Genomic DNA, 12,635 nt, shown 5'->3' with positions numbered 1-12,635 from the left:
AGAGGCAGCGATGATTTTGCCTCAGTCGGCAGGCTTCCGTGATGGGCAGGAGCCCCCTGGAGTACCCAGCACGCCTTTGTCCAGGCGGCAGAGGATGCGTGATACATGGCAGTTATCCTTCTTCAGTCTGCAGAAGATATTTTGAGAGTATTGCTAAAAGAATGATAAAATATCTTCTCTTTGCCCGTTCACATGAAATCTGGCAAAGAGAGATATTGTGAGATCAACCATTCGCAAGGACCTTGAAACCACCTGAGATTTACGTTTGAAACGGGCAAACCAGTGTCTTTGGCGGGCATTATTTCGTTCAATTCGCACGGTTCCCCGTTTTCCTTGAATGAGGTCGTCCTCGGGTATTTCCCGTGGATATACTTTCCAGTTGTCGGTACAGAAGAACCAGACAGACCAACGGTGAAGCCTTGCCATCAATCTTGCAAGAGTGCTTTGGTCACGATTGCCACATTCCCAGTCAATGAGTTGACCGGTATCGCGACAATAAGCTTTCCAGAGCCATAGTTTGTTTTTTTTGAATGCAAATAGTGCCACATCTCATCAAGTTCTATGATGACAGCTTCCCCAGGAGAAGGCTTTTCATAAGTTTTTTCAGCGAAATCCCGGACCCAACGCATGACGGTCGATGTTGCAACTCCATAAATACGTGCTATGGCATTAAACGAAAGGCCCAAAGTATAAAGCAGGATGGCCATTGCCTTTTCCGTTGCCGGTCGTCCTCTGGGAGTGTCACGGGTAAATTGAAAACCGCAGTCTTTGCAGCGAAATCTCTGACGCTCCAAGTGTCTTCCATTCTTCACAATCCGCTCTGACGCACATTTTGGACAGTATTGCATAAAGAACTCCTTAACTGGAGTATGCCATTATAACATTCTTTATGCAATACTCTCGATATTTTTTGCAGACTTCTGGCCTGACCCGCCGTACTACGGATAACTGGCGCGATAACCGTGTCGCCTTTGTGAAGCCGCCACAGGGGACTTGTTCAGGTCTTCCTTTCCATGAGATGCCTAGCTGATTGCCGGTCCCTAAAGCCCCTGAGCAGTGAAGACTTGGGATTTTAGGGCACCGGGGCATACAAGGACGAAACTGCCCTTGTAAATAAAATCAGGACGCCAGACACTCCTCTAGAATCTTCCTGCGCCTATCGGGCAGGCTGGCCCCCACGGTTCGATATTTTTTTGCTGTTCAGGTCCCAGTGAGGCCGCGGAGGGTTCCCCTTGATGCAGGCAAGGAACTGTTTACAGGGGAATTGCTCGTCACCAAACAGGGCAAGCTCGCCAAAAAAGCATTGCCCGTCCGGGCTCATGACAGCCGATTTTATGGTTCGCTCCGAAGGCAGAGACAGCCCGAAATGCTCCAGATAGCGCGCGAGCGGCATGGGACGGGGAACGCTGTCATGAGGCAGGACAAGGCCTTCATTCCAGACCCAGATCTCAGCATCCATCTCGTAGAGGATGGTTTTGCCATCATCACTGATATCCAGCCCCATCAGCGCCGGGCCATCGTCGATGGGGATATCGTTCCCCTTGGCATCCAGCCGGACCAGAACGGTCAGGCTTGTGGCGTCAAGGAGGGATGGGCGGCGGACAGGCTTCTTGGGCACTTTCTTCAGATAGAGTGCACAGAGGGTGAAACGGGCATCAAAGCTGGGGATCGAACAAAAGAAATCATCAAGAATCCAGTCCGCATGCAGGGGGCTGTCTGGCGCCGCTTTTTTCAGTTCGCTGTCCGAAAGAAGACGGCTGCGGCGAAAGCCCGGCCATCTTCCCCAGCGGAAGAGAGGATTTTGCGGATCACCTGCTTGCAGGATGCATTTCTCCCCCTTGGCCAAATCTGCAGAGGCGTGGGGCAGCACACCGCCAAATGTAAGCGGACATAGTTTGCCTGTTTGCAGATCGACGACCTGGACGCTGTTGTCATGCTGCTTTTGCAGCAGCTTTTTGCCGTCGCGGCTCAGGAGCCTGTAGTACGGGCTGGCGTCAGGCCGGGTGATTTTGTCCAGCACTCGGAACAGTTTTTTGTTCCTGATGGAAAACCAGCGGTTGTGATGCGGCGTCAATTCCAGATTTTCAACAGCCTTGCCTTTTGCAGTTGTTGGGGCAGAGGGGGGCTTTCTTTTGCCATAGCCCAAGGCCGTATCGCCATCCGCAGACAGGCCGTACCATTCGACATCTACGATGCCATGCCCGGACATGTACTGCAGGGGCTCGCCGTAGCGCCAGATAAAACCGGGGCGTGCCCAGGTCTGGCCGTACGGGGCAGGATGGCTGGCATCATTGATGGATACGAACCCCAGCATGGAGCTCCCGTCATCGCTTACGAAGTCCCCCATGCCGAAATATTTGGGAGGAGGAGCAAGGCGGACCAGGCCAAAGTCCCGGCTCCAGACAAAAGGGGCGCCATCAAGAAAGCCGGTCATGGCCCGGCAGCCCGGGGCAATGGCTTTGACCCGTCCATTGCTGCCAAGGAGTGGTGCCATGTCCATGATGAAGCCTTCCGAAGGGTCGGAGGGGACGGCATATATCGTATCTGTATAGGGAAAAAACAGAGACGATATGAACAGCAAAAAGATGCAAAAATGATACTGATGACAATGAAGGAGCCGCTTCATACTGAAACCTCCCGTTGATGAATATAGTGCTCAGGGAGGCAACAGGCTGTCAAGATTACGAAGAAATGTCCTCTCCGCATCCTGCGTGTGGCTTGTATCCTGCATAAGGGAATAAAATGGAGATACAGTATTTTTCATCTTTGTCGTTTGGAATGTTGATAATTGTAATCATCATATATAATTTAAATCGTATAATTCGATAATGATGATGCATAAAGGAGGTTTATATGAAAAATGGCGAGAATACTAAAAATAATAACGATAATATACTTTTTAAAAATGATTTTTACTTAATTTGTATCGCAAACCTTTGCACATGTATGGCTATATATTCAGTAATGCCTGTGCTTCCGTTGTATTTGATCGATGTCCTTCACTGTAAAGAATCGGTGATGGGCATAGGTCTCGCAGCCTTTCCCCTGGTCGCCCTTGCGGTGCGTCCTTTTTCCGGGATGATGTCAGATATGATGGACTGCAAGCGTCTCCTACTGATTGCTACCACCTGCTGTGCTATCTTTTTCCCTCTGACTTTTATGGCGGCAACGATCTCGCTTTTTATCGGCATACGTTTGTTGCATGGCATAAGCTTTTCCATCATGACCACTTCGCAGGCAACGATGGCAGTCAGCTTTATCCCTGAGAAAAAATTGGGGATGGGGATCGGGGTATTCAGCAGTATGTTGTCGCTGGGGATGATCCTTGGCCCCATGCTGGGCTTGTATGTGACAAACAAATATTCCTATGCCGCTGCTTTTGGCTTGCCCTTTGTCTTTGCCATGCTGGGTACTTTTTTGCAGTTATTCATCACGGCTCCGAAAAAAATACAGGCAGCAAAACACAGAAAGCCTACCTGGGACATGTTTTTCATGCCGCAAGGCCTCTATGCACTGGCCTCTTTGTTCATTGCAGCCTTCATGCTGGGGATGATCTCGAATTATACCTCAGTGCTGGCCAGAGACACTGGCATGGATTCCTATGCCAGTGCTTTTTTCCTGCTGATGGGGATAGGGCTCTTGGTAAGCCGTCTGTTCTCCGGCTATATTGTAGATAAAGGCTATCTCGTCATTCTGGTCTGTATGGCGGATCTTGTGGCGCTGGGCGCTGCGTTGCTCCTTGCCCGGACGACATCTCCCGTACTTTTTCTGGGATGCGGGGGGCTGCTGGGCATATCTCTGGGGGCTCTTCTGCCCAGCTATCAGACAGTACTTGTATATCTGGCGGACAAGACAAAGCGGGGAGTTGCCAATGCAATGTACTTTATCGGGATGGATAGCGGCATATGTCTTTCCCTCCTGATGGGAGGGATCATCTCTCAGTCATTGGGGATGGATATTGCCTATATGGTTGCAGCCTGGGGGCAGCTTGTCTCGCTGGGGATATTCCTCAAATTCGTCGCTCCCCAATATCGGGCTGTGCTTGGTTCCGAATAGGGCGGACAGGCTCTTTTCTATCCTTCTGCCGCGGGGCGGAGAGGAAGACGGCCTTGGGAGTCGTCCGTATTCTCTGACATCCTTTCCCTGCATGGAAGACAGATGCCGGACAAGGATATGCCGCAGCGTGGGAAGATCAGGTACGCCAGGCAATGAAGCATACAGCAGGGCAAAAAGCTGGCAGGCAAGCAGTTTGGCTTCCTGACGAAAACATGTTCCCAGGCTCAGGCGTATCTCGGCATTCCCCAGACGTTTTTTGGGCAGCAGCAGGCAGAGCACAACGAAAATAGAAGATGCGTCCCACGCAAAGAAGATGCTGGCCGGAACGGCGGGTTGCTGGGTGGGAGTGGCAAGTGCCGTGCGGGTGAGCGGAAGAAGCGGCAGCGGATGGCATTTGAGGCACCTTTTGTACCACCTGTTTGACCCAAATTCGTCAAGGCAGGAAAAACAGGGGACAGGATGGGCTTGTAGCGCTGCTCGAAACAACAAAAAAAGAAAGGGTTGCGGCTAGTTGCCACAACCCTTGATGTCTTGCTGGTGCCGAGGGCGGGAATCGAACCCGCACGGCGGTTGCCACTACCACCTCAAGATAGCGTGTCTACCAATTCCACCACCTCGGCACAAGTGGAGTGATACAGAAAACCGGGTGGCTTGGCAAGAACTTTTTTGCATTTGGGAAAAATTTTTTTGAGCAGCCCTGCCGGAAAGGCTGGGGGCTTGCCTTGGGCCCGGCTAACCGGTACACCAAGAAACGGCAAACTTTGCTATTGTTTGGCCTGGAGAAAAACCATGGATGACGGTGTTCGTACTTTTTTACAAAAAACAGGTCCTGTCCTTTGTGTCGATATCGGCAGCGGCACCCAGGATGTCCTTTTGGCCCGTCCGGGACTGGAAGTCCACAACTGGCCACGCTTCGTCCTGCCTTCACCGGCCCGTCTGGCCGCGCAGCGCATTCGTGAGCTGACCCTGCTCAAGCAGCCGGTATGGCTGTATGGTGAAAATATCGGTGGCGGCTTTGGCCTTGCCGTGCGTGACCACATCAAGGCGGGGTTTGCTGTCTACAGTACCGCCAGTGCTGCCAGCGCCCTGCACGACAACCCCGAAGTCGTCCGCAGCATGGGCGTCCAGGTAGCGGAGCAGTGTCCGGCCGGTGCCGTGCCGGTACCTCTTTCCGATTATTCCCCGGAATTTTTTGCCGGACTGCTGCGGCAGGCCGGGCTCCCGTTGCCACATCTGGTACTGGCGGGCTGTCAGGATCATGGTTTTCATCCCAACGGCAACCGCATGGGACGCATGCAGGCCTGGACGGCCCTGCTGCAGGCATCGGCCCTGCCGGCCAACTGGATCTACGAACAGCCGCCGGCGGAATGCACCCGTCTGCTGGCCTTGCAGAAAAAAACTGGCGGCCCGGTGGCGGATACGGGGACCTGTGCCCTGCTGGGCGCCTTGTGCGTGCCGGAAGTCATGAAGCGGAGCTGGCGCGAAGGGATTACCATCATCAATGTGGGCAACAGCCATACGGTGGCGGCGCTGGTCTATCAGGGACAGGTCCGCGGCATCTACGAGCATCATACCGGCATGCGTACCCTGCAGGAATACCTTGCGGATCTTGAGCAGTTCCGGCGTTCCTGGCTGCCGTGCGAGGAGGTCCTTGCACACGGAGGGCACGGGACGGCGTTCGGTCCCTACTGTGAGGAGGCCGGAGGCTACGAACCCACCTATATACTGGGACCGAAGCGGGAATTTTTGCAGGGACAGGGACAGTTCCTGGCCCCGTATGGCGATATGATGCTGGCAGGCTGTTTTGGCCTGCTCTGGGGATGGGCGCACAGGGGCGACGCCGCCGGGCGTTTGTAATTCAAGATGGACAAGCAGCAATAAGGTTTTGACATGGAAGTTTTCGATGCAGCGGAATTGTGGAGCAGGGACCAGATCGAACACACCCAGCTGACGCGCCTCAAGGCCACCGTGGCCCATGTGCGCAAGAGCGAGTTCTATCGCCGCCGTCTGGATGAAGCCGGTGTGACGCCTGAGAGCATCACGTCGCTGGACGACATCCGGCGCATCCCCTTCACCACCAAGCAGGATCTGCGGGACCAGTATCCCACGGGGCTCCTGTGCGTACCGCGCAGCGAGATTGTGCGCATGCACTGCTCCAGTGGTACCACGGGCAGTCCTGTGGCCATCTGCCATACGCAGAACGACATCAATAGCTGGGCCGATCTGATGGCCCGCTGCCTCTATATGGTAGGCGTACGCCGTGATGACGTGTTCCAGAACATGTCCGGTTACGGCCTGTTCACCGGGGGCCTGGGGATCCATTTCGGTGCCGAGCGCCTGGGCTGCATGACCATCCCGGCCGGTCCCGGCAACTCGCGCCGCCAGATCAAGCTGGCCAAGGACTTCAAGACAACGGTCGCCCATATCCTGCCGTCCTACGCGCTCATCCTTGGCGAACATCTGCGCAATATGGGTGAGGACCCGCGCGACTTCCCCCTGCGCATCGCCGTGGTGGGGGCCGAGCCCTATACGGTGGAATTCCGGCGCCGCATCGAAGAACTTTTCGACATGAAGGCCTACAACTCCTACGGCCTCTCCGAGATGAACGGCCCGGGCGTGGCCTTTGAATGCCAGAACCAGAACGGCCTGCATGTCTGGGAAGACGCGTACCTGCCGGAGATCGTGGATCCCAAGACCGGCGAGCCCGTGCCCGACGGCGAGATCGGCGAACTGGTCATGACCTGCCTGTGCCGTCAGGGCATGCCCATCCTGCGTTACCGCACCCGCGACCTGACCCGCTTCCTGCCCGGGGAATGCTCCTGCGGCCGTCATCATCGCCGCATCGACCGCATCCTGGGCCGCGCGGACGACATGTTCATCATCAAGGGCGTCAACGTCTATCCCATGCAGATCGAACAGGTCATCATGACCTTCCCCGAAGTGGGGCAGAACTACTGCATCCTGCTGGAGAACGACGGTATCGGCGACGTCATGCGCGTGCAGGTGGAGATCCGCGACGAGTACTTCGTGGAAGACATGCGCTGCCTGCAGGGCCTGCAGAAGACCATCGCCCAGCGGCTGCGTGACGAAATCCTGGTTACGCCGCGCGTGGAGCTGGTGCAGAGCAATAGCCTGCCCAGCAGCGAAGGCAAGGCCGTGCGCGTGTACGACAACCGCGTCAAGAAGTAGCCTGTATGGAAGGATTCATCGCGCTGGCCTCGTTCAGTCTGGCCTATGCGTTCATCGTCCTGCTGGGGCTGATCCTGCTGCTCAACATCCTTGGCCTGCCCGCCAACTGGGTGGTGGTGCTGCTGGTGGTGTTGTGGAAGTTCCTGCACCCGGCCGCCGGGGCCCTGGATGTCTGGTTCTGGATCATGTTCCTGGGCCTGGCTGTCCTGGGCGAGGTGCTGGAAATGGGCGTGCAGGTCATGAATGCCAAACGGCACGGCTCCAGCACGTCCGGCACCGTGGCCGGTATGGTGGGGGCCATCGCCGGGGCCATCTTTCTGGCACCGCTCTTTTTCGGGCTGGGGGCGTTCATCGGGGCTCTGGTGGGCGCCTGGCTGGGCTGCCTGGTCATGGAACTGCTGCGTGGCCGTCCCGGCAAGGAGGCCTTTGATGCGGCCTTCGGCACCATGATGGGGCGTTTTCTGGGAACGGTCTGCAAACTGGGCACGGGCAGCGCCATGGTCGTGCTGACGGCCCACCGCATCTGGCCGGATATGGCTCCGGTACCGCCGCCGTTGCGTCCTGTGGTGCCGGAACCCGGGCAGGTCGTGATGCTGCTGAAGAACTGGCTGTGTTGAGGTGATCATGTCACTGGATTTGTTACAAGTTGTTTTGGTTCAGACGCGCTTTCCCGAGAATATCGGCATGGCTGCCCGCGCCTGTGTGAATATGGGCAGCCACAGCATCCGTCTGGTGGCGCCGGAGCGCTGGGACAGGGAAAAAGCCCGTCCTCTGGCCACTCCCAAAGGGCAGGGCGTGCTGGATGACGTCCAGGTCCTGCCGGACGTGTCGGCTGCCGTGGCGGATTGCTCGCTGGTCATCGGGACGACGGCCCGGACAGGTGGCTGGCGACGTTCCCTGCTTTCCCCCGAGCAGGCCGCGGGAGAAGTGGCCCAGGCCCTGGAGCGGGGAGAAAAGGTAGCCATCGTGTTCGGCCCTGAGGATCGGGGGCTGGATAATGATGCCATCCAGCATTGCCAGCGGCTGGTGACCATCCCCACCAATCCCGAGGCCAGCTCCCTCAATCTGGCGCAGTCGGTATTGCTGCTGCTGTATGAGTGCGCCAAGGCCGTACGGGCCCGCCAGCATGAGGCTGCCGGGGAAAAGGCTCCGGCGGAGGGCGGCTCCGGCCGCGTCATCTCCTCTGCCGACTACGAGCGTCTGCTGGACAATCTGAAGGACATGCTGCTGCGTCTGGATTGCCTGCACGGGGACAACCCGGATTATTTCCTGATGCCGTGGCGGCGCCTGCTGGCCCGGGCCCAGGTGCGGCGGCATGAATACGACGCGCTGATGGGATTGTGCCGTCAGGTCCGTAACAAGCTGGATGGCGGCAATAAGGCCTAGTCGCCCGACAGCTGTAACCATGCTCCATGAACAGCCCCTGAGAAGGGGCTGTTTTTGTATCCTGCATCCTTACAGGGTGCTCCGCGCGGCGGGCAAAAACAGCAAAGGATCTGACTGCCGGGCTCGCCAGTCCCCGGAGATTACGGAGCAGGGGCGGGGAGGGGCTTTTATCCGGCCCGGAAAGGACAGCAGGGGAGAGGAGGGCACGGCGGTCGTCTCCGGAACTTTTTATGAAAAACGGTTGACGAACGGGCCTTCAAAGAAGACCATCTGCCCGTTCACGTGGCCGGCCGCTGTCATCTGTCTGTGTCCCGGTCAGAGCCAAAAGGAGAAAGATCCATGAGTGGGAAAAAAGTCCTCGTCATTTCTTCCAGCCCTCGCCGGATGGGCAATTCTGATCTGCTGGCCGATGCCTTTATCGAGGGAGCGCGGGAAGCCGGTCATACCGTGGAAAAGATAAACCTGCATGACAAAAAGATCGGTTTTTGCAAGGGCTGTCTCGGGTGTCAGAAAACGCAGCACTGCATCCTTCGGGACGATATGGATGACATCCTGCCGCGCATGCAGCAGGCCGAGGTGATCGCTTTTGCCAGCCCCGTGTATTTCTATTCGCTGTGTGGTCAGCTGAAGACCCTGCTGGATCGCACCAACCCCCTGTTCGCCGGGGACTATGCTTTCCGCGACATCTATTTGCTGGCCAGTGCTGCCGATACGGACGAAAAGACCATGGAAGGCCCCAAGAAAGCTATGGAGGGCTGGGTGGTCTGTTTTGAAAAGACCCGGTTGTGCGGCGTGGTGCAGGCGCTTGGTGTGACGGAATCCGGCGACATCCGGAAAACGCCTGCGGCCCTGGACGCTGCCCGCGATATGGGCAGGAGCATCCGCCAGGGACTTTGCCTGTCTGCCGGATCCTCTGGCAGCAGAAAGGGCAGGGGACAGTGGCCTCCGTGTGTCTGTCTTGGCAGGCACCTTCAGGAGCGGCTGCTGTCCCCTGTTTTTTCAGGAAACATCTTGTCCGGAAGATTGGCTTACTTGTCCGAGAGTCCTATGACGCCGTCAAGCCACGCCCCTTCCAGACAGGCATCGCGCAGGCTGGCCCCGCTCAGGTCAGCGCCCCGCAAACTGGCACTTGTTAGGTTCGCGCCATCCAGCAGGGCATTTTCCAGGATGGCACCATTCAGCCGGGCTTCCCGCAGGTCGGCATCAGTCAGGTCTGCTTCATTGAGCGCCGCTCCCGCCAGATTGGCCCAGGAAAGATTGGCCTTTGCCAGCTCCGCGTTGACAAGGTTGGCCCCGGCCAGATCGGCCAGCTCAAGATTGGCGCCCCGCAAGTCGGCACCGGCGAAATTGGCCCCCCGCAGCTCGACGCCCCGAAAATCCTTGCCGGCCAGATCGGCATTGGCAAAATTTTTCCCCGCCATGCTTTGCGGGTGGGAATGCTGATGGCTCATCGAATCCCTCCTGAAACGGTTTCCGGTCATGATAGCCCAGAGGGCTACTTTGCTACAACTGTTTTGTCGTGACGGATGCCTTGCTGCTCCCGCGAAGGGGTAAAGCCAGGATCTTGCAGGCGCGTCCTTCCTGAGGGGCGCAAGGGGGGAAGGGGGCTATGTAAGCAGGAGGGCGGAAAAGAAATACAGCAATGGGAGGTCCGTGTCTTTATGCTTCCGGCAGAATGATGTATCCTGCACGGCACGGGCCGGATGCAGTGCTGTTTCGCCCGGCTGCGGATAGTTTAAAAAACATTTCGGAGAGTATCTGCCATGAAGAAAATGCTCGCCATTCTGATGATCCTGGGGCTCGTTTGCTCTTCCTCCGGTCTCGCCCTGAGTGCGACTGCCCAGCAGGCCGCTCCGGCGGCGGCCCCTGCCGCCCAACCCGCCCCCAAGGCTGCGCCCAAAAATGTGGAGGCAGGCTATCGCGGCAACCCGGAAAGCAAGATCTATCACAACTCTTCTTGCCGCTATTATAAGGGCAAGAGCGTCAGCAAAACTTTTGCCTCCCCGGCGGATGCCAAGGCCGCCGGGTACCGCCCCTGCAAGGTCTGCAAGGGCTAGGGACACGCCTGGAGCTGGTCGTGAACGGCTTTTCCTGTGCGGGCGGACCCGTCAGGGGAAGCCGTTTTGGGGGCTGCCGGGCTGTTTCGCCGTTATCAACGTTACGGTAACAGCGTACAGGGCCTGGTCTCTTCTGCTTGTGCTGGGATCAAGAGCAGGGGGAATGGGAGGACAGCCCCTGGATTGGCGGGAAAGCCTGCCTCGTGGCGCATCAGGACAGGCCACACACGGAAGGTGTGAAAAAGAAAAAAGGAAGTTCTCGATTTTTTGCTTGACGGCGACCCGTCTTTCCCGTAGATACACCTCATCGCGTCCCCATCGTCTAGCCGGCCCAGGACAACGGCCTTTCACGCCGTCGACAGGGGTTCAAATCCCCTTGGGGACGCCATTAGATTCCAATAGGTTACGTCATGTTTCCTAAAAACATACCCGGTGGGGTTAGCGCCGGGGGTTAGTTTTTCGGAAAGAGGCTCTTGAAGATAACACTTCAAGGGCCTTTCCTTTTGCCGATGTGAGCCCTGTGGGGCAGTCTTTTCTTGTGTGGGGCACGGTTCCGCCCCTCATCCGGCAAGCGGACGTGCTACAGCTTCTTCTGTTTGGGTATTCTGGTATGAAACGGGGGGATTTTTGTTCTACGAGAAGGTCAATACCCACATCGTCGAGGGTTAGCGCGCCCGACGGCGCACGATGACCTGACTATCAGCCTGCGGCGGGGAAAACGGCAGAACCTTGGCCGGTGCGCGGCCCGCCAAGGAATCTAGGGCGGTTGCCACTTCCTTGAACGCGCCAAGGCCATGCAGGTAGCGGTCTGTAGTACTCTGCTTTTCGTGCCGCAGACTGTGCTGGATGCTGAACAAGCTGTGCCCTTCCTGCGCCAGAATGGTTGCCGCCAAGTGCCGGATGGCATGGAAGCCGAAGCGTTTCACTCCGGCTCGTTTGCACAGGCGTTTCATTACATGCGCGGCAGACTTGTACGGCTGGCCGATGAACGGCTCCACCGGGCAGGTGAATACGTGGTTACTCGCCCCCTGTCGGTTTTCCCATAGCCAGAGCAAGGTTTGCCGAACTTCGGCGTTCAGAGGCATTTCATCGCGTTTCACCGTGCCGGTGCGGGTTTTGCGCGTGGTCAGCGTTACTGTGTTCCGCGCAAAGTCCACCTCGTCCCAGGTCAGTCGGAGCAGTTCGCTCTTTCGGGCCGCGAGGTTCAGATAACAGGTCAGCAGGGCCTGTTCCCGTTCCGGGGCAACCGCGTACACTTTCCAGAAATCCGTTTCCGGGGGGATGTAACGCGGAGTGCGGATTTCCGCATAGCGCTGGCAGCCGAGGAAGGGATCGGGCTGATCCAGCGGAAAGCCGTCAAGGTAGGCGACGCCCCAGCGCCAGGCGGTGGTCAGCACTTTACGGTCTTTGTTTGAGCAGTTCGGTCCACGCCGGTCTTTTTGCCAGGCAAGGTAAACGCGGGCTTGCCGCCGTCCGAAACTTTCCACCGGCATATCAGGAGACAGCCCTTCGGTTTTGGCGAGATAGCGCATCAGCCGCTTGAAGCCATCACGTTTTTCTTTGAATGTAGAAAGGGTATTGCGCCGTTCGCATTCTTCAAGGTAAGCGTTGGCCCATTCAAGGATGCTCAGTTTCTTCCGGCAGGAGTCCGTAGGGATCAGGGCTTGCTGTTCGGCATTCAGCTTCTTTGCCGCCCGCAGGTCTTTCTTGGTCTGCTCTTCCCAGGCGATTGCGGCCCGGTGATCGGCCTTTGCGCTGCCGAACCACTTCACCGCCGCCATTTTGCCGTCCATCCAGACCTGGCCTTTCCAACGCTTCGGAGCGCCCTTTTTCTTTGCTATAAAGGTAGGCATCATTCATACTCACTATGCGATTTTCATAGAACCGTATGGTGCGCCCAATTCTGACGCCCCCGAACGCCTCATAATACCGTCGCACGGTACGGAC

General features: G+C 57.1%; 10 protein-coding genes, 2 tRNA genes and 1 pseudogene. 8 read left to right on the top strand and 5 right to left on the bottom strand.

The genetic code is table 11. From position 1 onward, the window contains the following. Window positions 1–153: 153 nt before the first annotated feature. Together Q4I12_RS11070 and Q4I12_RS11065 are read right to left on the bottom strand one after the other, a co-directional pair. Window positions 154–848 (bottom strand): IS1 family transposase gene (locus Q4I12_RS11070; RefSeq protein WP_302261575.1). Its coding sequence is split into 2 segments (ribosomal slippage): window positions 154–530 and window positions 530–848, totalling 696 coding nucleotides; the frame shifts between segments, so codons are not numbered across the junction. Between the two features lie 308 nt (window positions 849–1,156). Further along, window positions 1,157–2,626, bottom strand: coding sequence for a hypothetical protein (locus tag Q4I12_RS11065; RefSeq protein ID WP_302261574.1), 1,470 nt, complete (start codon window positions 2,624–2,626; stop codon window positions 1,157–1,159). 227 nt (window positions 2,627–2,853) lie between these two features. Here Q4I12_RS11065 and Q4I12_RS11060 point away from each other — a divergent pair, with 227 nt between their 5' ends. Next, a complete protein-coding gene (locus Q4I12_RS11060; protein WP_302261573.1) occupies window positions 2,854–4,056 on the top strand; it encodes an MFS transporter in 1,203 nt (400 codons plus the stop codon). A gap of 535 nt (window positions 4,057–4,591) precedes the next feature. Here the strand turns inward: Q4I12_RS11060 and Q4I12_RS11055 are convergent. Further along, a tRNA-Leu gene (locus Q4I12_RS11055) sits at window positions 4,592–4,676 on the bottom strand. Window positions 4,677–4,845: 169 nt separating this feature from the next. Between Q4I12_RS11055 and Q4I12_RS11050 the strand changes: the two genes are divergently transcribed. From Q4I12_RS11050 to Q4I12_RS11030, 5 genes and pseudogenes are all read left to right on the top strand, one after another. Next, on the top strand, window positions 4,846–5,913 hold the full coding sequence (locus Q4I12_RS11050; protein ID WP_204673762.1) for a DUF1786 domain-containing protein: 1,068 nt from the start codon (window positions 4,846–4,848) through the stop codon (window positions 5,911–5,913). 33 nt (window positions 5,914–5,946) lie between these two features. Further along, window positions 5,947–7,245, top strand: coding sequence for a phenylacetate--CoA ligase family protein (locus Q4I12_RS11045; RefSeq protein WP_168935593.1), 1,299 nt, complete (start codon window positions 5,947–5,949; stop codon window positions 7,243–7,245). Between the two features lie 5 nt (window positions 7,246–7,250). Next, window positions 7,251–7,862 carry a DUF456 domain-containing protein gene (locus Q4I12_RS11040; RefSeq protein ID WP_168935592.1) on the top strand — a complete coding sequence of 204 codons (612 nt, stop codon included), beginning with the start codon at window positions 7,251–7,253 and terminating at the stop codon, window positions 7,860–7,862. Window positions 7,863–7,869: 7 nt separating this feature from the next. After that, window positions 7,870–8,631 (top strand): RNA methyltransferase, encoded by a 762-nt coding sequence (locus Q4I12_RS11035; protein ID WP_279137229.1) that lies wholly within the window; start codon window positions 7,870–7,872, stop codon window positions 8,629–8,631. A gap of 339 nt (window positions 8,632–8,970) precedes the next feature. Beyond that, a pseudogene (locus Q4I12_RS11030) lies at window positions 8,971–9,246 on the top strand (flavodoxin family protein); the annotation flags it as partial. A gap of 413 nt (window positions 9,247–9,659) precedes the next feature. Here the strand turns inward: Q4I12_RS11030 and Q4I12_RS11025 are convergent. Beyond that, on the bottom strand, window positions 9,660–10,082 hold the full coding sequence (locus Q4I12_RS11025; RefSeq protein WP_302261572.1) for a pentapeptide repeat-containing protein: 423 nt from the start codon (window positions 10,080–10,082) through the stop codon (window positions 9,660–9,662). 312 nt (window positions 10,083–10,394) lie between these two features. Between Q4I12_RS11025 and Q4I12_RS11020 the strand changes: the two genes are divergently transcribed. Next, the gene (locus Q4I12_RS11020; RefSeq protein WP_302261571.1) at window positions 10,395–10,688 is read left to right on the top strand and encodes a sunset domain-containing protein; all 294 of its coding nucleotides are present in this window, start codon (window positions 10,395–10,397) and stop codon (window positions 10,686–10,688) included. A gap of 311 nt (window positions 10,689–10,999) precedes the next feature. Next, window positions 11,000–11,076, top strand: a tRNA-Glu gene (locus tag Q4I12_RS11015). Between the two features lie 277 nt (window positions 11,077–11,353). Here the strand turns inward: Q4I12_RS11015 and Q4I12_RS11010 are convergent. Next, entirely contained in the window at window positions 11,354–12,544 is a 1,191-nt protein-coding gene (locus Q4I12_RS11010) for a tyrosine-type recombinase/integrase (protein WP_302261570.1), read from the bottom strand. Window positions 12,545–12,635 lie beyond the last annotated feature (91 nt).

The sequence above is a fragment of the Desulfovibrio piger genome (genome assembly GCF_951793255.1).
Lineage (GTDB): Bacteria > Desulfobacterota > Desulfovibrionia > Desulfovibrionales > Desulfovibrionaceae > Desulfovibrio.
This window is presented reverse-complemented; position numbering and strand designations above follow the sequence as displayed.